Source organism: Actinomyces oris (genome assembly GCF_001929375.1).
Classification (GTDB): Bacteria; Actinomycetota; Actinomycetes; order Actinomycetales; family Actinomycetaceae; genus Actinomyces; species Actinomyces oris_B.
This window is the reverse complement of the sequence record NZ_MSGO01000038.1, coordinates 12,220-32,823: the sequence shown is the minus strand read 5'-3', so window position 1 is coordinate 32,823 and position 20,604 is coordinate 12,220. Positions and strand designations below refer to the sequence as shown.

Below are 20,604 nucleotides of genomic sequence, written 5' to 3'. Positions count from 1 at the left end.
GGCCGGCTCCCTGCGCGGCAGTGCTGTGCTGAGTCTGTCTGGTCGACGGGGCTACCGGCCTCTCAGACCCCGTCGCGCCCGGTGTAGTTGGGGGCCTCGACGGTCATCTTGACGTCGTGGGGGTGAGACTCCTTGAGGCCGGCGCTCGTGATCCGCACGAACTGCCCGCGCTCCTTGAGCTCGAGGATCGTGCGCGCGCCCACGTAGAACATGGACTGGTGCAGCCCTCCCATGAGCTGGTAGACGACGTCGCCCAGCGCTCCGGAGTAGGGGACCTGCCCCTCGATGCCCTCGGGGACGATCTTGGAGTCGGAGGAGACGTCGGCCTGGAAGTAGCGGTCCTTGGAGTAGGAGGTGCGTCCACGCGAGCTCATGGCGCCCAGCGACCCCATGCCGCGGTAGCGCTTCCACTGCTTGCCGTTGACGAAGACGAGGTCACCGGGCGACTCCGTGCAGCCCGCCAGCAGGGAGCCGAGCATGACCGTCTCCGCGCCTGCCACCAGGGCCTTGGCGATGTCACCGGAGTACTGCAGGCCGCCGTCGGCGATGAGGGGGACCCCGGCGGGCTTGCAGGCGCGGGCGGCCTCGTAGATGGCCGTCACCTGAGGCACCCCCACGCCGGCAACGACGCGCGTGGTGCAGATGGAGCCCGGCCCCACCCCGACCTTGACGGCGTCGGCCCCGGCGTCGATGAGCGCCTGGGCGCCCTCTCGGGTGGCGACGTTGCCGCCGATGACCTCGATGCCGCTGAAGGCGGAATCGGACTTGAGGCGGGAGATCATCTCCAGGGCCAGCTTGGCGCCGCCGTTGGCGGTGTCGACGATGAGGACGTCCACGCCGGCCTCGGCCAGGGCCCCGGCACGTTCCCACGTGTCTCCCCAGTAGCCGACGGCGGCCCCCACCACGAGGCGCCCCTCGGCGTCCTTGGTGGCGTGGGGGTACTGCTCGGTCTTGACGAAGTCCTTGACGGTGATGAGACCGGTGAGACGCCCCTCGGCGTCAACCAGGGGCAGCTTCTCGATACGGTGCTCGGCCAGGAGCGCCTTGGCGTCCTCCCGGGAGATGCCGGTCGCGCCGGTGATGAGGCGATCACGCGGCGTCATGCACTCGCGCACGGTCAGGCTCGCCCAGCGCTCCGGAGGGACGAAGCGCAGGTCGCGGTTGGTGATGATCCCCTGAAGGTTGCCTCCTGCATCGACGACCGGCAGGCCGGAGACCTTGTAGTGGCCGCAGAGCTCGTCGAGCTGGGCGATGGTGGCGTCCGGTCCGACGGTCACCGGGTCGGTAACCATGCCGGACTCCGAGCGCTTGACGCGTCGCACCTGCTGAGCCTGGTCCTCAATGGACAGGTTGCGGTGGAGGATGCCGATACCCCCCTGACGAGCCATGGCAATAGCCATGTCCGACTCGGTGACCGTGTCCATCGCGGCCGAGAGCAGCGGTGTGGCCAGGCTGATCCTCGAGGTCAACCTGGAGGTCGTATCGACCTCGGAGGGGATGACGTCGGTCAGCCTGGGCAGCAGGAGCACGTCGTCGTAAGTGAGTCCGGTAGGGGCAAAGACGTCAGGGCTGGTGATCGAGTCGCTCACGGCGCCATCGTAGGACGACCTGACCGCCCTGCGCATATCCGCCGGCACCGGCCTGCCCGCTCCACCGGCCCGCCGGCACCGAGGCGCCCGAGGGGCAGGGCCGGGCACTCGACCCGACACCCGACACGGCAGCCGGCCAGACGGCGAGACCACCACTCCGAGGCGACCAGCGTCCCAGAAATAAAGCGGCAATGAATGCGGAACGTTTCAGAAAAAAGACACTCTTCAGACAAACATCATTCACAAAACGTTTCTGCTATTCGAGCGTCATATTCTGGCACACGTTTTCAGACAGTCCGAACACAGACGTGCAGCAAATCTGGAGAAAATTTCGTTGTGAGATAGAATGTTTCGCCTTGATTAACGCACCGCGCGATCTTATCGTTAGATATAGCACATCAAGTTCGGTGTGCCCGACCGCCATATCCAAAGGAGGGAAGGGAGGCAATGCACGACTCATCGCGTCTGCCCGGCCCGATCTCCACCCTCTGGGAGTGGCAGTACCGGGGGACCTGCCTCGGCATGGACTCCTCGGTTTTCTTCCACCCCGAAGGAGAGAGAGGCGGTTCCCGTCGACGACGCGACGAACGAGCAAAGGCCATTTGTCAGGACTGCCCCGTCCTGGAGGAGTGCCGGGACCACGCCCTGAGCACTCGCGAGCCCTATGGCGTCTGGGGAGGCATGAGCGAGGAGGAGCGGCGCGCTTACTACGAGCGGCAGGCACGCCGTTTCGCCGACGAGCCGGCCTAACGCTCCACCCTGTTTCAGGGAATCGACAGCACGGACGCTCCCAGCTCAAGACAATCGTCCGGACATGCCGCTTACATGCAGCAGGCACTGTACGCGCACGTTGAAGGGGGAGGCACCCCAAGGCGCCTCCCCCTTCAACGTGCCGTGGCGCCGGGCGGCGCACACGGCCTCAACGAGTCACTTGGTGACGACCGCCAGGACGTCACGCGCCGACAGGATGAGGTAGTCCTCACCGGCGTAGCTGACCTCGGTGCCCCCGTACTTGGAGTAGATGACGACGTCACCCTCGGCGACGTCGACGGGCACGCGGTTGCCGGAGTCATCGACGCGGCCCGGGCCCACGGCCACGACCTTGCCCTCCTGGGGCTTCTCCTTGGCGGTGTCGGGGATGACCAGGCCCGATGCGGTGGTCTGCTCGGCCTCAGCGGCCTGGACGACGATACGGTCCTCGAGCGGCTTGATGGAGATCGACATTGGAGACCTCCTCCTTCTCTTCAACGTGCAGTAGAACGGCTTGTTCGCCCTCCCCAGGCGTGCCCGACCGCCGTCGCGGGGGCCGGTCCGGCACGATGCAGGAGTGCGAGTCGCAGAAGGTGCCCGCCCGCGTCCCAGGACCGGGCGAGCACTCCGCTGCGCCTGACGGAGAATCTACGACGGCATTAGCACTCAGTCAACGCGAGTGCCAAAGCGTGGCGGCGGTTTCGCCGTGGGCGTCAGCCCTCGTCAGCGCCGGTGCTCCCGGGTCCAGGCGATGGCCTCCCCGACACTCGTCTCTTGGCGCCCCAGGGTCGGGTCCCGTCGGGAGACGACGTCGACGACGGCCTTGATCGTGGCCGGACGCTCACGCACCCAGCTGACTGTCCAGGTGGTGCGGTCGCCACGGGCACGCGAGTCACCGACGCCGTCGACGCTGACACCGACCGTGCGGCAGATGGCGACCGCGCGCGGCTCGTGGAAGTCCTGGGTCACGAGCAGGGCGCGTTCGATCCCGAAGATCCTGCGGGCCCGCACACAGGTGTCGTAGGTGTCGAAGCCCGCGTAGTCCAGGGCGATCGCCTGGTGGGGGATTCCCTTGGAGACGAGGTAGTCGCGCATGGCGGTGGGCTCGTCGTAGCCGACGCGCCGGTTGTCCCCGGAGACCAGGATCGCCTCGACACGCCCGCTGGTGTAGAGGTCGGCGGCAACATCGAGCCGGTAGGCCAACCAGGGCGAGGGCCGCCCGTCGGCGTGAACGGCCGCCCCCAGGACGATCGCCACCGGCGCGCTGGCCGCCTCTTTGCCGCCGTGGCTTCCACCGGCGATCTCGATATGCCCGGCGCTGACGGTCCAGGCCCAGATACTGGCCCCGGCCGTGATGAGCCCCAGGACTCCGACGACGACCACTGAGACCCGCACCAGACGGCGCAGCAGGGCCCTGCAGCGGCTCGTGGTGCGAGACCCCTGCAGCGGGTTGTCCCCACCGGCGCCCTCGCGGTCGACGACGGTGCCGGGATCGGCGCCATCCCCGAGCTGCGGTTCCTCGTCAGTCATCAATCCCCTATCCATCGTCCCGTCCAAGGCCGTCCGGCTCCGCAGGCATGCGGACATCGGTCACCACACTACCCACGGCTACACGCACGGCGCCCCACCTGCCCGCTCGCCTGTCCGACAGGCCCCACGCCGCCTCCCCGCGCTCCACCCAGTGAACATCACGCCCGCAGGCAGGTTCTGCATGGAATGATCGGGGGTGATGGCTGAGAACCACGTCGCGCTCCTGCTGACCCCCGAGGGCTGGGAGCTTCTGTCCTCCCTGCCCCCCTACGACCCCTCCGAGGCCCTGTCCCTGGGACGCTCCCTGCGCGAGGAGGGCCACTCCCCCGCTCTGGTGGCGGCCGCACTGACGCAGCAGCGCCTGCGCGAGCGGGCCGCAGCGAAGTTCGGCCCCTTCGCCCAGCAGATGCTCTTCACCGCCGACGGCCTGGAGCAGGCCACCCGGCTGACGGTCTCGGCCCACCATGCGGCCCGTTACGCGGCCGCGGGCGTGTCGAAGGTCGCGGACCTGGGCTGCGGGATCGGGGGCGACGCCGTCGCCCTGGCCGGGCTCGACCTGCCGGTGCTCGCCGTCGACCGCGACGAGGCCACGGCCGCCCTGGCCACCATCAACCTCATGCCCTTCCCCCATGCGAGCGTCGAGTGCGCCGACGCCCTGGAGATCGACCTGGTCGCACGGGGGGTGGACGCCGTCTTCGCCGACCCCGCCCGCCGCGCCGAGGGGCGGCGCATCACCGACCCGGAGCAGTGGTCGCCGGCCCTGTCGCAGGTGCTCGCGCTACGTGAGTCCGTGCCCGCCCTCGGCATCAAGGTCGCTCCCGGTATCGACCACGCCGCGCTGCCGTCGGACACCCACACCCAGTGGGTGAGCGTGGACGGCGACGTCGTCGAGGCGGCCATCTGGTGCGGACCGTTGGCGCCGGAGGGGCCGGGGCGCTCCGCCCTGATCCTGCGCTCAGGGACCGATGGTGCGAGCGCCTGCACGCTGGTCGACCCCAGCACCTCCGACCCCTCGCAGCCGCCGGTCCAGGTCGACCCGATAGGCTCGCCCGACGACCTGGGCAGCATCATCCACGTTCCCGACGGCGCCGCCGTGCGCGCCGGGCTCGTCGCCCACCTCTGCCAGGCCCTGGACGCCAGGCCGGTGGGGCCCCGGATCGGCTACCTCACGGGAGAGCGCCTCCCCGACGAGGCGACCGCCCCCTTCGTGCGCTCCTTCCGGCTCACCGAGGTCCTGCCGCTACGGCTCAAGGCCCTGCGCTCCCGTGGCCGCGAGCTCGGAATCGGGAGCCTGGAGATCCTCAAGCGCGGAGTCGACGTCTCCCCCGACGCCCTGCGCGCCTCGCTGAGGCTCAACGGTCAGGAGTCGGAGACCTGGATCCTGACCCGGGTGGGAGACAAGGCTAAGGGCGCCGTTCTCGTCGTCGAACCGATCACCGGCGCCTCATCGGCTCACTCACCGACGTAACAGCCCCCTTCCCGCGACGAGAGACCCCTGTCAGCACCCGCGAGGGCCCCGAGGAATCCGAGGAGACCAGGACATGCAGGACACGACTGACACGACGAGCCCGAGCGCCGCGTCCGCCGACGCTCAGCTGCCGCCGGCTCACCGGCCCCAGTCTCTTGACTTCGCCAGCTCGGCCCGCTCCACGCTGGGGGTGGAGTGGGAGCTGGCCCTCATCGACCGTGACAGCCTCGACCTGCGCCAGTGCGCCGAGGAGATCCTCCAGAAGGTGGGCCCGGACCCGCACGTGCACGGCGAGATGATGCTCAACACCATCGAGCTGGTCTCCGGGGCACGCGGGACCGTGGCCGCGTGCATGGAGGACATCGCCCTCGCCTTCGACCGCGTTCTTCCCGTCACCGATCCCCTGCGTGTGGACCTGGCCTCGGCCGGGACCCACCCCTTCGCCGACCCGCTGGTGCAGAAGGTGACCAATGCCGAGCGCTACGCACGCCTGGTGGACCGCACCCGGCTGTGGGGCCACCAGATGCTCATCTTCGGTACCCACGTCCACGTCGGTGTTGAGGACCGGGCCAAGGTCCTGCCGATCCTCAAGGCTCTGCTCACACGCACCGCCCACCTGCAGTGCCTGAGCGCCTCCTCGCCCTTCTGGGCGGGGGCGGACACGGGCTACGCCGACAACCGGGCCATGATGTTCCAGCAGCTGCCCACCGCCGGCGCCCCCGAGCAGTTCAGCACCTGGGAGCAGCTGGAGAGCTACACCGGGGACCTGGTCCACACCGGCGTCATTGAGGACTTCACCGAGATCCGTTGGGACGTGCGCCCCTCGCCGCGTCTGGGGACCATCGAGGTGCGGGCCTGCGATGCCGCGACGAACCTGACCGAGCTGGCCGGGATCGCGGCACTGACCCAGTGCCTCGTGGAGTCCTTCTCCCGCGCCCTGGACCGGGGTGAGGAGCTCGATGCGATGCCGGACTGGTACGTCGCCGAGAACAAGTGGCGCTCGGCCCGTTACGGCATGGAAGCGATCCTCCTGATCAACTCCGCGGGTGAGGAGGAGCTCGTGGGTGACACCGTTGAGCGAATGCTCACCGAGCTCGCTCCCGTCGCCGAGGACCTTGGCTGCGCCGCCGAACTCGACTCCGTACGCGCCACGCTGGAGACAGGAGCCTCCTACCAGCGCCAGATCGCCGCGGTCAGAGCCTACGGCGGGCAGCGGGAGGCGGCCGTCAGGCTGCTGCTGGCCGAGGCCCGTGCGGGCAGGCCCCTGCGCCCCACCGAGGTGCTCTCGCTGGCGGCCAGGTCCTGAGGTGCATGCCGGCGGCCCGCCTGTGATCACCTGCGTTGAGGGCCCCGATGCCGGTTCAGGAACGCCCCGTCCGCAGCCTCATCTCCTCACGCGGGAGGCTGGTCATGCCGGTGACGGGATTCCCCAGCAGGGCGGGAATCGGGGTCGTCGTGCGACCGTGGGAGAAGCTCCTCCCCAACCTGCGCGCCACCCGCGGCGGCAGCGTGGGGCGCAGGCGACCATGCCCACGATCGCGATCACGGGCAGCTTGCGGGACTGCGGCATACGTCCACCGGATACCCCGTCCACAGGCACACGCTCACGATCCCGACGACACGAACATGACCATCACTGCGAGCTTTCCGCGGAGTACTGCCGAGGTGGCGGTGAGAACCCGTGCGGAGGGGTCGGCGTGCGCCGCAGCGGAAGAGGCTGACACGAGGAGGCTTATTCACGAGGGAAGAAGAACTGTCTCTGACCTGGGCAAACGCCGGACTTTCTACGTCTGTGAATTACCCTCCCTGAGTACACCGGGAGTTCAGCACCTCATCCGGTGACGACGATGCCCGCTTTGCCGTTTCCCCTTCCTGCCGGCGCCCTCCACCTCCTGAGAGACGAAAGAAGTCCCCATCCTCATTGAGGACGCTCAACGCTAAACTTCCGCTATGACACTCCCCGCAGCACAGTATCCGAGCTCATCACTTCCCAACACGCTGGTCCTGCGGTCCCGAAACACCGAAACGAGGCTCATCATCTGCTTCGCTTTTTCCCTTATGATGAGCCTGCTCCTTGGGCTGCTTATCGTCCTGCTGTTTACCGTCCTGGGATCGAAGGGGCCCGCGGTAGCCATCTCGCTTCCGCTGCTGACCGCGACACTTTTAAACATTGCCGTTACGTCCTTCTACCTATGGAAGATCGTCGAAGTGCGCAAGGCCCGTACAGTTACCAACAGCCAGGGCCTGCGATTGCAACAGTCAAAACAGTTCGAGCGCTTCATCCCCTGGGAGGACGCGCACGGGCGCATCACTGTCAAGACGACGATCCAGTACACACCTGACGCCAATATGGCGACCATGAGCTTCATATTCCTCAAAATGGATCATGAGGAACCGTTTTTCCCAGGGGCCTCGGGGCCAGCACGCACCTCTCATAGAGTCTGAGAACACCTTCATGCAGGCACCCCAGAACATCATCTAAACAGGTCTCCAGGAGTGCACAGTCTACCACCGTGCGCAGATAAGCAAGGTTCCCATGGCCCATCAACGATCCGGGCCGAGGAACCAATGCGGCGCATGGGTAGACCATCCCGTGGACGCTCACCGGCACGATCCCTACCCTGAGGACATGATTCCCGCAGCAGCATCCGCTGACTCCCCATCGACTAAGAGGCTCGTACTGCGTTCACGTGCGACCACGGCAAAGTTCTACGCCTTCCTTATCACATCAGTCCTCTTGTCCCCATTAGCAATCCCCTTGAACATCGTCGTGTTCACATCCTCCGGAAACGGCATCATCCTGTTTCAGATATTCTTCGGAATTCTACTGATCTGCTTCATCGGGGCGTTCTTCTCACTCGGGGCTATGGCAATCGGTATGCGAACCATCGTTGACGAACGTGGTATCGAGCTGCGGCAGGCGCACCGGTTCGTCCCCTGGCAGCAGGCTCACGGGCGCGTCATGGTCAAGACCACGACGCAACACACCAGCAAACGCTCCACCACGATCAGCCTGATTGTGATCAACCTCGATCACGAGCAGGTTGAGATTCCGGAGACTCTGCTACGAAGCGACGGCCCCAGCGGCATCGCTCGACAGAACTATCGGACTGCCGTGCGGATTCTGTCGCACGATCCCTGGGGGCAAACAGAACCCCTTGTAGAGACGGAGAACGCGCTCACTCCTTTGGTCCGTCGCTCATTTCCTCTCAACCCGTAGTCTCATTAGGGACAACACCAGGGGTCGGCAAAGTTGGTTGAGGTGGTTGGTCGGGTGAGTAGCTTGATGGCTCGCGTGGGTTGTCGTGACAGGGATCTGGTAGTTGAGGCGATGGAGATGCCGGCGCCGTGGACCAGGCGGATGAGGCCGGGTGGCCAGGTTACGTAGAGTGGCCATGCTCTCGGGACCGTTGCCGGTGTGCAGCTGGTGGCGGTCCTCCAGGTGGGCATCAACGTCTGCGGGGTCCAGGCCCTGCAGAACCCGGCGGATGGTCGACTCCGAGGGCAGGGCCTGCCCCGCCTGAAGCCCTAGGACCTCCAGGTCGGCGGCGGTCAAGTCGGTGGCGTGCTCCCATATCGCCGTCAGGCTGCGACAGCCGGCCAGCACTCCGGTCACGGCCAGGGACAGCACCGTGAGCAGGCTGTGGCGCACTCCGCGTCTGTCGCGTGGGTTGGTGACGCTCCTAAAGAACCTGGACCAGGGGCTGGCACGACAGAGCGTTCGTCGTGGAAGATGACATGGCGGCGTGACCTCGCTGGTGACGGGATTGAGTAGACGCCTTCATCGTCACCATGCGGGTCACGCCGCACCCGCACCAACACACCAGACCCACTAGAGATCAGACAACCACCCACCGACCTTGCCGACCCCCTGCTGGGGAGACCACCCCTTAGCGGGGTCTCGGGGATCTCCCTACACTCGAGATATGTCCTCCTCGTGCGTCTCGCCCCTTCTGCCACCACAGCCTCTCGAGGTCCGCTCCCGCAATATCGACAGGCAGTTCATTCCTGTCACCATCGCCATCATTATGCTGGCTTTGATTCTTCTTCCCTTCTCCCTGAAGTTTGTCCTTCTTTCTGGGCCGTTCGCAGTTCTCGGCCTGCTCCTTCTCGCCTTGCTCGGATTCCTCATCTGGTTCGTGATCTGGAGGTATCGCAGTGTCACGGCAGTGCGAACCGTCGTCGACGGGCGCGGACTGTGGCTTCAGCAGATGAAGTCCTCGGGCCGTTTCATCCCCTGGGACAACGCCAGCGGGCGAGTCGCCGTCAAGACGGTCAATCAGTACACCCCCGGATCCCCCGCGCCCACGACGATGAGTCTCGTGTGCCTCAAGCTGGATCAGGAGGAGCTGGTGCTTCCCGGAACCGTTGTGACCGCGAACGGTTCAAGCAGCGCGGTCCAGCAGTCGTACACCACTGCGATGCAGATTCTGGCCTACGACCCCTGGGAGCAGCGCGAGCCTCTCATGGAGTCCACGAATACTTTTGCGCCTCAGGCGCCCCAGACGACCGTCATCTACAACGGGTTCCCCGGATACCACTCGTTCGGGTAGCGGCCGTCGTCCGCCCGCGACGCGCGACTCGCCGCCGCACATGTCTTGTGCCCTACACGAGCGCCCATCCGCGGGCCCGGGTACGCTGCTCCCAGAAGCTGCGGTAGGGCCCCTCGAGGGGCACGAGCTCATCGTGGTGCCCGTGCTGGGCGACGTGTCCGGCATCGTTGAGGACGATGACCTGGTCGGCGGCGGCGATGGTCTCGAGCTTGTGGGCGATGACGATGAGGGTCGAGGTGCGCCGCAGCTCCTGCATCGCGGCGACGATATTGGCCTCGTTCTCGGCGTCCAGCGCGCTGGTGGCCTCGTCGAGAAGGACGATCGGGGCTTGTTTGAGCAGGGCGCGGGCGATGGAGACGCGCTGGCGCTCACCGCCGGACAGGGCCCGCCCGCCCTCTCCTACGCGCGTGCCCCAGCCACGGGGCAGGCGGTCGACGATCTCCGTGACGCCGGCGAGGTCCGCGGCCCAGTGCACCTGGGCGTCGTCGGCTGCGGGGTTGCCGATGCGGATGTTGGCGGCCAGGGTGTCGTCGAAGAGGTAGACGTCCTGGAAGACCATGGAGAGCTGCTCCATGAGCTGGGTGGTCGGCATGTCGCGCACGTCAGCACCGCCGACTCGCACGGCTCCCGAGCCCACGTCCCAGAAGCGGGCGATGAGACGGGCGATGGTCGTCTTGCCGCTGCCGGAGGGCCCCACGATCGCGCACATGGTGCGTGCGGGCACGCTCATCGACACCCCGGTCAGGACGGGTGCCTCGGGGCGGTAGCCGAAGACGACGTCGTCGAGCTCGACGGCCCCCGGCTCGGGCAGCGCGCTGGGCTCCTGCGGCTCGGCCATGAGCTCAGCGTCCATGACGGCGTCCAGGTGGTTCATCATTTGGCGCCGCTCCTCCACGCCCATCACGGCTGCTCCGATGTCGTCGAGCATGGTGGTGAAGCGCAGGCACATGCCGATGACGGCGATGGCCGCCAGCGGCTCCATGGCGCCGGAGGCGGCCAGTGAGGAGGTCAGGACGATCATGGCGACGACGAGGATCTGGCTCAGCGCGCCGTTGACGAGGTTGCCGGCCGATTCCCACCACAGGGCGCGCCTGGAGGCGCGAGCCCCGTCGTCGAAGGCGGCGGTGAGGCGGCTGTAGCCGGAGGCGGCCCGGCAGGAGCGCAGGGCCCCCTGGCAACGGGCGATCTCGACGATGCGGGCGGCGAGCTCGCGCTCGGCGGGCTCGGAGATGGACTTGCCCCGGTCCAGCAGACGGCGCGAGAGGCGCACGAGTCCGGCGAACAGGGGCGCGGCCACCGTCAGCAGGAGTCCCAGGCGCCAGTCCCAGGCCCAGGAGCCGACCCCGACGACCAGGCATGCGGCGGTCGTGGAGGTGAGCAGGTACATGAAGTGGGCGGCGGACTCCCCCAGGGCCACCATCTCCTGGCTCACGGCCCGGGACAGGGCGCCGGCGGAGTCGGCGGTGAACCAGCGCAGGGGCAGACGCGCGATCCGGTCGCCCACCGCGTGGTGGACGTCGCGCATGAAGCCCAGCGCCCCCGACATGCCCATGCGCCGTCCCTGGAAGTCGCAGACAGCCGCACCGACGCCGAGAACGACCAGCACGACGAGCCAACCGCCGAAGGACAGCCCCCATCGGGGGGCACTGGTCGCCAGAGAGACTGAGGCGGGCAGCAACACCAGCAGCGACAGTCCCACCAGGACGCCGTTGACTCCCGCCAGGGCGATGCACCCTCGGGTCTGTCTCCAGGAGGAGTCGGTCATGAGCCTGCGGAAGCGGGACAGCAGGGAGTCCGCTGGCTGGGAGGGCCCGCCGGGAGTGGAGGGCACCGGGAGCGCGGTCCCGGTCCTCCCGCCCCGGTCATCGGTGCGGGAGGATGCCGGTACAAGAACGCTGCTCTCGGCCGCATCGTCAGCCGTACCGTCGGCGAGTGCGGGGCCGTCCGTCCTGGTCGCGGTGTCGTGGCTGTCCGTCTCCGCGGAGTCCTTGAGCTCGCCGGCCTGGCGCAGCAGGGCCCGGTAGTGGGGCTCATCCACCAGGTCGTCGTGGGAGCCGGCGGCGACGATGCGTCCGCCGTCCATGACGGCGATGCGGTCGGCGCCGCGCACGGCGGCCGGCCGGTGGGCGATGACCAGGACGGTGCGATCCTTGACCAGGGCACTCAGTGCCTGCTGGATCTCGGCCTCGGACTCGGGGTCGGCCATGGCGGTGGCCTCGTCGAGCACGATGACGGGGGTGTCCAGCAGGATGGCACGGGCGATGGCGATGCGCTGCTCCTGTCCACCGGACAGTGCCGTGTCCTGCCCCAGGACGGTGTCGTAGCCCTGCGGCAGCGCCATGATCTCCTCGTGGATGCGGGCCACGCGGGCGGCGGCGCGCACCTGCGTCAGGTCGGCCTCGGGGCGCCCGAGGGCGATGTTCTCCCGCACGGTGGTGGCGAGCAGCTGGGCGTCCTGGAGAACGAAGGAGACGGTGGAGTACAGGGTGGACTCGTCCATGTCCCGCAGGTCCGCCCCGCCGATGCGGACGGCACCGGCGTCGGGGTCGGCGAAGCGGGCGATGAGGGTCGCCAGTGTCGACTTGCCCGAGCCGGAGGGGCCGAGCAGCGCGGTCACGGTTCCCGGCTCCAAGGTCAGGCAGGCGTCGTCGACGGCGAGGACGTCCCCGTAGGAGAAGGAGACGTGGTCGATCTCGACGCGCGCGGCACGGGGTTGTTCAGGGCGGTCGGTGGCGGGCAGAACGGAGGTGTCGAGGACCTCACACAGCCGCAGGGCCGCCGCCCCGGCCAGCTGGTAGGACCAGGAGATCGAGGCGATGGTGATGAGGGCGGCGGGAAGGACCAGGGCGACGAGGGTTGTGGCCAGGACCTGGGGCAGGGTGACGGCGCCGGCATGGATGAGCAGCGCCCCTCCCCCGAGGTTGACCAGGAGCAGCACGGGGATGGAGACCCAGGTGAAGGACAGGCAGGTGACGGTCACCAGGGGCATCGCCCAGGCGCGATAGAAGGCGGAGAACTCGTCGGAGGCGGTGAGGTAGGCCGAGTGGGCGCGCCCGACGCGCCCGAAGGCCTTGACCACGCCGATCCCGGAGACGAACTCGACCATGGCCGAGGAGATGGCGGCCAGCTTGCGGTCCATCTCCACGGTCTTCTCGTTCATGCCGCGCATGGACACCGAGTAGGTGAGCACGTAGAGGATGAGTGTGGAGACGGCCAGCAGGGCCAGACGCCAGTCGATCCAGAAGGCGCACCCCAGCAGGGCCAGCGGAGTGACGATGGCATTGAGGCGCTCGACGGGGCCGTGGGCGATGACGGTGTGGACCAGAGTCGTGTCGTCCTGAACGGCCTTGCGCAGGCGCCCGGAGGTGGAGGCGGTGAACCAGGACAGCGGGGCGTGGGAGATGCGCGCAACGATGTCGCGGCGCAGGCGGTCGCGCAGGGACAGGTCGGCCAGGTGGGTGATGAGCAGCGCCAGGAAGTACAGCAGCAGGCGGGTGGAGTAGGCGCTCACGAGCACCATGACCGCGCCTGACACCTGCCGGGGATCCGGGCTCAGGCCCGCCCGGTGGGCGCGCAGCAGGATGTCGCCGAGCTGGACCAGAGCGATGTAGGGGGCCACCGCCAGGACCGCGGAGAGCAGGACGAGGACCTGGCCGATCCGCAGGCGGGTGCGCACGGGGGCGCCGAGGCGGGCGATGGCGGCCTGCCCCTCACGCGAGCGCTGAGCGTTGCCCTGCGGGGTCGGCTCAGCCGCGTCGTCAGGTGCTGCTGCTCCGACTGAGGGCGGCGACGTCGGCGCGAGCGCAGGCGATGAGTGCGGCGAGGCTCCTGGAGCCGATGGTTGCGTCTGTGTGCTCATCAGGTGTCCCACCCCTCCGTCGACCCTAATTCTGAATGACTTTCAGAACTCGATAAGGCCCACCTTACTCATGTCGCGGAACCGCGAGCAACAGTTGCCAAGGCCCATTACGGTGCTGCCATGACACGACGCACGCGACTGGGCCGACCGACCGGACCAAGACCCGGATTCTCGCGTGACGACGTCGTCGATGCCGCCCTCGAGATCGGCATCGCGGAGTTCACGCTCACGGCAGTGGCCAAGCACCTGGGCGTGGCGGTCTCCGGGCTGTACCGCACGATCTCCTCACGTGAGGACCTGTTGGCCGCCTGCCTGGAGAGGATCGCCGCCGAGATCGACGCCCCGGCAGCCGGGAGGCGCTGGCCCGATGCGGTGCGGGCCCACGCCGAGGCCATCTGGGTCATGCTGGAGCGCTACCCCGGCCTGGCCGGAGTCATCATGGGGGTGCCGTGGGCCCACCAGCTCTTCGCCGCACCCGTAGCTCAGGCGTGCCAGGTCCTGGTCGACGGCGGCCTGGGGGTCGAGGAGGCCGGGGTGGTTCTGGACTTCGTCGGCGACACCGTCATCTCCACGCACGCGCAGATCGAGGTCATGCGCTCCCCGGTGGCCCCCTCCGGGCAGGGCGGGCCCACGGGGCTGGAGGAGACCAGCCGGTTCGCGGGCGCCGTCGGGAGGCCGTCCCTGCCCGAGGCGCTGACACCCAACGAGAGCTGGCTGGAGCGCGGCGGCCTGGACCGCAAGATCGAGATCATCATCCGGGGAGTGGCCGCCGGTCTGCCCCCGAACGCAGCGGACGCTGGAAGGAAGCGGACGTCAGTGGGCGACGCTGACGTCCAGCGGCATCCCCGAGTCCGGGGCGAAGTCCATGGGACTGGGGGCGACGCCGGCTCGCACGGCCGCTGACCCCAGGGCCGCGATCTGGGCGCCATTGTCGGTGCAGAAGCGCAGCGGCGGCAGGCGCAGGGTGATGCCGGCCTCCTCGCAGCGCTCGGCGGCCAGGGATCGCAGGCGGGAGTTGGCCGAGTAGCCGCCCCCGACGACGAGCGTGTCGCAGCCGGTGTCCAGGCAGGCCTGGACCGCCTTGGCCGTCAGGGAATCGTTGACGGACTCCGAGAAGGCGGCGCAGACGTCAGCACTGGGCACCTTCTGGCCGGAGTCCTCCAAGGACTCCACATAGCGGGCCACGGCAGTCTTGAGGCCGGAGAAGGAGAAGTCGTAGCGGTGGCGCTCCTTGTCCTTGCCCGCGGCCAGCCCCCTGGGGAAGCGGATGGCACCTCGGTCGCCCTCCTGGGAGAGCCGGTCCACGTGCGGACCACCGGGGTAGGGCAGGCCCAGGAGCCGGCCGACCTTGTCGAAGGCCTCACCGGCGGCGTCGTCGAGAGTGCCACCGAGCTCGACGACGTCGGTGGCGATGTCCCGGATGCTCAGCAGGTTCGAGTGGCCACCGGAGACGATGAGTCCGACGAAGCGCTCCGGCAGGGGACCGTCGACCAGCTCGTCGACCGCCAGGTGGCCGACGACGTGGTTGACGCCGTAGATCGGCCGGTTCAGGCTCGCGGCCAGCGCCTTGGCGGCGGAGATGCCGACGGTCAGGGAGCCGATGAGTCCGGGACCGGCGCACACGGCGATAGCGTCGGCCTCGCCCAGGTCGACACCGGCCTTCTCCAGCGCGGCGTCGAGGGTCGGCAGGAAGGACTCCAGGTGGGCGCGTGAGGCGATCTCGGGAATGATGCCGCCGAAGCGCGCGTACTGGTCCATGGAGGTGGCGGTGACGTCGGCGAGGAGCTCGCGGCCGCGCACGAGGGCCACGCCGGTCTCGTCGCAGGTGGACTCGATGCCGAGGATGAGGGGGTCGCTCACAGGCCCAGCCTATCGTCTGCCGACGTAGGCGACGCACAAGGCCTGGGTGAAGCCGGCACGGGCCACGAGGCCGCCGTCACCGCTACCGTTGGGATGAGTCGACCGGGACGCGATGCTGACCCTGCGACTGAGACGCATCACCGATGAGGAGGCACTCGTGACGGAGCCCGATAACCCGGACCTGGTGGTGGGCGACGACGGCCTGGCCAGGCCGGTCTGGGCGGCCACCGACCCGTTGCTGCGCGAGTACTACGACACCGAGTGGGGCATGCCGGTGCGCGACGAGCGGGGCGTCTTCGAGCGCCTGAGCCTTGAGGCCTTCCAGTCGGGCCTGTCCTGGGCGACGATCCTGCGCAAGCGGCCGGCCTTCCGTGAGGCCTTCGCCGGATTCGTCCCGGAGGCGGTGGCCGGCTTCGGGGAGGAGGACGTGGACCGGCTGCTGGGTGATGCCGCGATCGTGCGCAACCGGGCCAAGATCCTGGCCACCATCGGCAATGCCCGCGCGACGCTGCGCCTCAGGGAGGCGGGTGACGTCGACGTAGGCCTGGCGGGCCTCGTGTGGTCCTACCAGCCGGAGACGACCCCACGACCGCACCGACTCGCGGACATCCCCACACGGTCACCGCAATCGGCATCCCTGTCCCGCGAGCTCAAGCGCCGCGGTTTCCGCTTCGTCGGCCCGACGACGATGCACGCCCTCATGGAGGCGATCGGGATCATCGACACCCACCTGGTCGGTTCCCACCGCCGTGGCTCCTCCGGGGTGTGGGCATAGCCCAGCCTGGCTGCCTCCTTCGTTGATACCCTGAATCACACTCGTGCCCGTGTTTCCTCACTCTTCCGTCGGCTTCGTCTCAGGAGGCACCGTGTCCGTTCAACTGCTGTCGTCATCGGGCAGCTCCACTGAGGAGCCGGTGCCTCTGGCCCGGACCGAGGCAGTCCTGTGCGACATGGACGGCACACTCGTGGACTCCTCGGCGGTCGTGGAGTCGATGTGGAGCTCCTTCGCCCGCGATTACGGCATGAGTGAGCTGACGGCCGATGAGCAGGACGCCATCTACAAGCGCTTCGCACGTGAGGAGATCGTGCAAACCGCAGGACGCATGGCGGAGATTCCCGGCGCTGCGGCTCTGGTGACCGCCCTCATCGAGGTCGGTGTTCCTCTGGCCCTGGTGACCTCCGCATCGCGGACTTCACCACCCACTAGCGCCGAGCCGGGCATTCTTCGCGCAGCCCTACAGAATTTCTGTTGGGGTACGCGAAAAATGCCCTCTTCGCGATTGGGCACCGAGCGGCGTGATTCTGGTACGCGCCGGTTTCCACAGCCAAGTTTTGACACCGCCAGTCCACAAAGCATCTGATGCCAGTTCTCACGTCTTGAGCTCAACCCTCACGCTGGTAGGCATGACCACCGGTATCACCCCCGCACTTGCCTCTTCCAGAGCGCCATCGCTCCTTCTGTCCTCCGACGCCGTCGCGGCGGGGGCTTCCCACTTGTGCACCGCGCCGGGTCTGTTCCGGATCGGTCCTGGTGTCTATACCCCGCAGCGGGAGTGGAACGCGGCCAGGCCGGACCTGCGGCATCTGACTCTCATCCGGGCCGCACTGGCCAAGGCCCGCGGGGACCTGGTCCTGCTCGGCGCGTCGGCGGCCGTGTGGCTCGGGCTGCCCCTGGTGGGCCGCATCCCGAGACGGGTCCAGTGCCTCGGGCGTCGCACGGATCGATCGAGCACCGCTCTTCTGCAACGTCGGGAGAGAACCGGGCTCGGCGCACTGGAAACGGTCAGAGGAGTCTTGGTGTCCAACATCTCTGACACGGTCGTTGACCTGGCCCGGTGGGGCGGGCTCACCCAGGGCGTGTGCGCCATGGACGCCGCCCTGGCCGCCCGCCTGTGCACCCACGCCGAGCTGACCGACGCCGTCGACCACCTGGCCACCGGAGCCCGCGGCATCCGCAGCGCCCGCACCGCCACACACCTGACCGACGCCCGCTCCGAGTCCCCCGGCGAGTCCCTCTCCCGCGTACGCATGTGGCAGGCCACCCTGCCCCGCCCCGACCTCCAGCACGAGACCCACATTGACGACCACACCTACCGCCTCGACTTCCTGTGGCCCTCCACCAGGGTGGTCGGCGAGTTCGACGGCCGCATCAAGTACCGCAAGAACAGCTACGGCAGGAACGCCGAAGACACCGTCCTCAACGAGCGCCGCCGCGAGCTCGCCCACCACGACATCCACCCCACCGGCATGCGCTGGTGACAACCCACCGAGCCGGGCATTTCTCGCGTAGCCCTACAGAAATTCCGTTGGGGTACGCGAGAAATGCCCGGCTCGGTACTGAGTGAGGCAGATGGATCAGTGGGCGTGCTGGCCCTTCCACAGGGCGTGGCCGAGATCCCGGTTGAGGCGCGAGATGACCTCGAGCGGAACCGACTTGGGGCACACGGCCGCGCACTCGCCGATGTTCGTGCAGCCGCCGAAGCCCTCGGCGTCGTGCTGGTTGAGCATGCTCACCACACGAGCGAGGCGCTCGGGCTGGCCCTGCGGCAGCAGACCCAGGTGCGAGATCTTCGCACCGGTGAACAGCATCGCCGAGGCGTTGGGGCAGGCCGCCACGCAGGCGCCGCATCCGATGCAGGCGGCCGCCTCGAAGGCGGCGTCGGCCTTCTCCTTCTGCACGGGCACCGAGTGGGCCTCCGGGGCCCCACCGGTGTTGACCGAGATATAGCCGCCGGCCTGGACGATGCGGTCCAGGGCGGAGCGGTCCACGATGAGGTCGCGCAGCACCGGGAAGCCGGTGGAGCGCCACGGTTCGATCGTGATAGTGGAGCCGTCCTTGAAGGAGGGGTCCTCCGCCAGGTGGCGCATGTGCAGCTGGCAGGTGGTGGAGCGGATGGGCCCGTGGGCCTGCCCGTTGATGACCACACCGCACTGACCGCAGATGCCCTCGCGGCAGTCGGAGTCGAAGGCCACCGGCTCCTTGCCCTCGGCGAAGAGCTGCTCGTTGAGCAGGTCGAGGACCTCGAGGAAGCTCATGTGCTCCTCGATCCCGCTCATGGCGTACTCCTCGAAGTGGCCCTTCGAGTCCTGGTTCTTCTGGCGCCAGATCTTGAGCTTGATGTTCACTTGTAACTCCGCTGCTTGAGCTCGATGTCCTTGTAGACGAGGTCCTCCTTGTGGAGGATCGGCGGCTGGTTCTCCCCGCCCCACTCCCAGGCGGCGACGTAGAGGAACTCGTCGTCGTGCCGCATGGCCTCACCCTCGGGAGTCTGGGACTCCGCCCGGAAGTGGCCACCGCAGGACTCACGCCGGTGCAGGGCGTCGATGCACATGAGCTCGGCCAGCTCGAAGAAGTCCAGCAGTCGGCCGGCCTTCTCCAGGGCCTGGTTGAGCTCGTCGGCCTGGCCCGTGATGCGGGCGTCGCGCCAGAACTCCTCCTTGAGGGCCCGGATCTGCTCGATGGCGTCGCGCAGTCCGGCGTCGCGTCGTTCCATTCCGCAGTACTCCCACATGATGCGGCCCAGGGCCATGTGGAAGTCGTCCACGCTGCGGGTGCCGCGCAGCGCCATGAGGCGGGCGACGCGCTCCTCGACGGAGCGCTTGGCCTCGGCGATCTCCGGGGCGTTGGGGTCGACCTTGCCCAGGCGCAGCATGTCCGCCAGGTAGTCATTCATGGTGTCGGGCAGGACGAAGTAGCCGTCGGCCAGCCCCTGCATGAGGGCGGAGGCGCCCAGGCGGTTGGCTCCGTGGTCGGAGAAGTTGGCCTCTCCGGCGATGTAGAGACCCGGGACGTTGGACTCCAGGTCGTAGTCCACCCACAGGCCACCCATGGTGTAGTGCACGGCGGGGTAGATGCGCATGGGGACCTCGTAGGGGTCGTCCCCGGTGATGCGCTGGTACATCTCGAACAGGTTGCCGTAGCGGGCGGAGACGGCGTCCTTGCCCAGGCGGCTGATGGCCTCGGAGAAGTCCAGGTAGACGCCGCGACGCATCATCCGCTCGTTGCCGTTGGCGTCGCGCTCCTTGATGGCCGGTCCCACGCCGCGCCCCTCGTCGCACATGTTCTTGGCCTGGCGGGAGGCGATGTCACGCGGCACGAGGTTGCCGAAGGCCGGGTAGATGCGCTCGAGGTAGTAGTCGCGCGCCTCCTCGGGGATGTCGCGCGGGTCCTTGTCGCAGTCCTCGGCCTTCTTGGGCACCCAGATGCGTCCGTCGTTGCGCAGGGACTCACTCATGAGGGTGAGCTTGGACTGGAAGTCCCCGGACTGCGGGATACAGGTGGGGTGGATCTGCGTGTAGCAGGGGTTGGCGAAGTAGGCGCCCTTGCGGTGCGCCCGCCAGATGGCGGTGGTGTTGCAGCCCATGGCGTTGGTGGACAGGAAGAACACGTTGCCGTAGCCGCCGCTGGCCAGGACGACGGCGTCGGCCAGGTGGGTCTCGATCTTCCCGGAGACCATGTCGCGGGTGACGATGCCGCGGGCACGGCCGTCGACGATGATGAGCTCGACCATCTCGTGGCGACGGAACTCCTTGACCGTGCCGGCGTGCACCTGACGCTCGAGGGCCTGGTAGGCGCCGATGAGGAGCTGCTGACCGGTCTGGCCGCGGGCGTAGAAGGTGCGGGAGACCTGCACACCGCCGAAGGAGCGGTTGTCCAGCAGGCCGCCGTACTCGCGGGCGAAGGGGACGCCCTGGGCCACGCACTGGTCGATGATGTTGGCGCTGACCTCCGCCAGGCGGTAGACGTTGTCCTCGCGGGCGCGGTAGTCACCGCCCTTGACCGTGTCGTAGAAGAGCCGGTAGACGGAGTCCCCGTCGTTGCGGTAGTTCTTCGCGGCGTTGATACCGCCCTGGGCGGCGATGGAGTGCGCGCGGCGGGCCGAGTCCTGGTAGAAGAAGACCTTGACGTTGTAGCCCTGCTCGCCCAGGGAGGCGGCCGCGGCGCCGCCCGCCAGGCCGGAGCCGACGATGATGATGTCCAGCTTGCGGCGGTTG

The 20,604-nt window shown here is 68.1% G+C and carries 18 protein-coding genes; 10 read left to right on the top strand and 8 right to left on the bottom strand.

Features of this window, described 5'->3' with window-relative positions:
- Positions 1-62 precede the first annotated feature (62 nt).
- Positions 63-1,625, bottom strand: a complete 1,563-nt coding sequence (gene guaB / locus BKH32_RS08960) for an IMP dehydrogenase (protein WP_178384592.1) — start codon at positions 1,623-1,625, stop codon at positions 63-65.
- Positions 1,626-2,036: 411 nt separating this feature from the next.
- Between guaB and BKH32_RS08955 the strand changes: the two genes are divergently transcribed.
- On the top strand, positions 2,037-2,339 hold the full coding sequence (locus BKH32_RS08955; RefSeq protein ID WP_075249698.1) for a WhiB family transcriptional regulator: 303 nt from the start codon (positions 2,037-2,039) through the stop codon (positions 2,337-2,339).
- 177 nt (positions 2,340-2,516) lie between these two features.
- Here the strand turns inward: BKH32_RS08955 and groES are convergent, their stop codons facing one another.
- Together groES and BKH32_RS08945 are read right to left on the bottom strand one after the other, a co-directional pair.
- The gene (gene groES / locus BKH32_RS08950) at positions 2,517-2,813 is read right to left on the bottom strand and encodes a co-chaperone GroES (protein ID WP_075249696.1); all 297 of its coding nucleotides are present in this window, start codon (positions 2,811-2,813) and stop codon (positions 2,517-2,519) included.
- Between the two features lie 249 nt (positions 2,814-3,062).
- Positions 3,063-3,869: an ElyC/SanA/YdcF family protein gene (locus tag BKH32_RS08945; protein ID WP_081376764.1), complete on the bottom strand. Its 807-nt coding sequence runs from the start codon at positions 3,867-3,869 to the stop codon at positions 3,063-3,065.
- 199 nt (positions 3,870-4,068) lie between these two features.
- On the opposite strand from BKH32_RS08945, the gene BKH32_RS08940 reads away from it, so the two are divergent.
- From BKH32_RS08940 to BKH32_RS08925, 4 genes are all read left to right on the top strand, one after another.
- Positions 4,069-5,337: a class I SAM-dependent methyltransferase gene (locus tag BKH32_RS08940; protein ID WP_075249694.1), complete on the top strand. Its 1,269-nt coding sequence runs from the start codon at positions 4,069-4,071 to the stop codon at positions 5,335-5,337.
- A 73-nt stretch (positions 5,338-5,410) separates the two neighbouring features.
- Positions 5,411-6,643, top strand: coding sequence for a glutamate--cysteine ligase (locus BKH32_RS08935; RefSeq protein ID WP_075249692.1), 1,233 nt, complete (start codon positions 5,411-5,413; stop codon positions 6,641-6,643).
- Between the two features lie 644 nt (positions 6,644-7,287).
- A complete protein-coding gene (locus BKH32_RS08930; RefSeq protein WP_143222783.1) occupies positions 7,288-7,782 on the top strand; it encodes a hypothetical protein in 495 nt (164 codons plus the stop codon).
- A gap of 184 nt (positions 7,783-7,966) precedes the next feature.
- Positions 7,967-8,557 carry a hypothetical protein gene (locus tag BKH32_RS08925; RefSeq protein ID WP_143222782.1) on the top strand — a complete coding sequence of 197 codons (591 nt, stop codon included), beginning with the start codon at positions 7,967-7,969 and terminating at the stop codon, positions 8,555-8,557.
- On the opposite strand, the gene BKH32_RS14475 is transcribed toward BKH32_RS08925, so the two are convergent.
- A complete protein-coding gene (locus BKH32_RS14475; protein ID WP_256691550.1) occupies positions 8,537-8,968 on the bottom strand; it encodes a transposase family protein in 432 nt (143 codons plus the stop codon). The two genes, BKH32_RS08925 and BKH32_RS14475, sit on opposite strands and share 21 nt — an antisense overlap.
- Positions 8,969-9,506: 538 nt before the next feature.
- Between BKH32_RS14475 and BKH32_RS13625 the strand changes: the two genes are divergently transcribed.
- Positions 9,507-9,890, top strand: coding sequence for a hypothetical protein (locus BKH32_RS13625; RefSeq protein WP_143222781.1), 384 nt, complete (start codon positions 9,507-9,509; stop codon positions 9,888-9,890).
- A 52-nt stretch (positions 9,891-9,942) separates the two neighbouring features.
- On the opposite strand, the gene BKH32_RS08910 is transcribed toward BKH32_RS13625, so the two are convergent.
- Complete coding sequence (locus BKH32_RS08910; protein ID WP_075249684.1) at positions 9,943-13,749, bottom strand: ABC transporter ATP-binding protein; 3,807 nt, start codon at positions 13,747-13,749, stop codon at positions 9,943-9,945.
- 120 nt (positions 13,750-13,869) lie between these two features.
- Here BKH32_RS08910 and BKH32_RS08905 point away from each other — a divergent pair, with 120 nt between their 5' ends.
- On the top strand, positions 13,870-14,652 hold the full coding sequence (locus BKH32_RS08905; RefSeq protein WP_075249682.1) for a TetR/AcrR family transcriptional regulator: 783 nt from the start codon (positions 13,870-13,872) through the stop codon (positions 14,650-14,652).
- On the opposite strand, the gene tsaD is transcribed toward BKH32_RS08905, so the two are convergent.
- The gene (gene tsaD / locus BKH32_RS08900) at positions 14,563-15,609 is read right to left on the bottom strand and encodes a tRNA (adenosine(37)-N6)-threonylcarbamoyltransferase complex transferase subunit TsaD (RefSeq protein WP_075249680.1); all 1,047 of its coding nucleotides are present in this window, start codon (positions 15,607-15,609) and stop codon (positions 14,563-14,565) included. The two genes, BKH32_RS08905 and tsaD, sit on opposite strands and share 90 nt — an antisense overlap.
- Positions 15,610-15,766: 157 nt before the next feature.
- Between tsaD and BKH32_RS08895 the strand changes: the two genes are divergently transcribed.
- From BKH32_RS08895 to BKH32_RS08885, 3 genes are all read left to right on the top strand, one after another.
- Positions 15,767-16,384 carry a DNA-3-methyladenine glycosylase I gene (locus tag BKH32_RS08895; protein WP_075249841.1) on the top strand — a complete coding sequence of 206 codons (618 nt, stop codon included), beginning with the start codon at positions 15,767-15,769 and terminating at the stop codon, positions 16,382-16,384.
- 91 nt (positions 16,385-16,475) lie between these two features.
- On the top strand, positions 16,476-16,970 hold the full coding sequence (locus BKH32_RS14470) for a hypothetical protein (RefSeq protein WP_256691488.1): 495 nt from the start codon (positions 16,476-16,478) through the stop codon (positions 16,968-16,970).
- A 436-nt stretch (positions 16,971-17,406) separates the two neighbouring features.
- Positions 17,407-17,868 (top strand): hypothetical protein, encoded by a 462-nt coding sequence (locus BKH32_RS08885; RefSeq protein WP_256691486.1) that lies wholly within the window; start codon positions 17,407-17,409, stop codon positions 17,866-17,868.
- A 96-nt stretch (positions 17,869-17,964) separates the two neighbouring features.
- Here BKH32_RS08885 and BKH32_RS08880 read toward each other — a convergent pair whose 3' ends face one another.
- Both BKH32_RS08880 and BKH32_RS08875 read right to left on the bottom strand, forming a co-directional pair.
- On the bottom strand, positions 17,965-18,735 hold the full coding sequence (locus BKH32_RS08880; RefSeq protein ID WP_003789384.1) for a succinate dehydrogenase/fumarate reductase iron-sulfur subunit: 771 nt from the start codon (positions 18,733-18,735) through the stop codon (positions 17,965-17,967).
- Positions 18,732-20,604 (bottom strand): fumarate reductase/succinate dehydrogenase flavoprotein subunit (locus tag BKH32_RS08875; protein WP_256691482.1); only part of this gene is annotated, 1,873 nt, incomplete at its 5' end. The genes BKH32_RS08875 and BKH32_RS08880, both read right to left, overlap by 4 nt.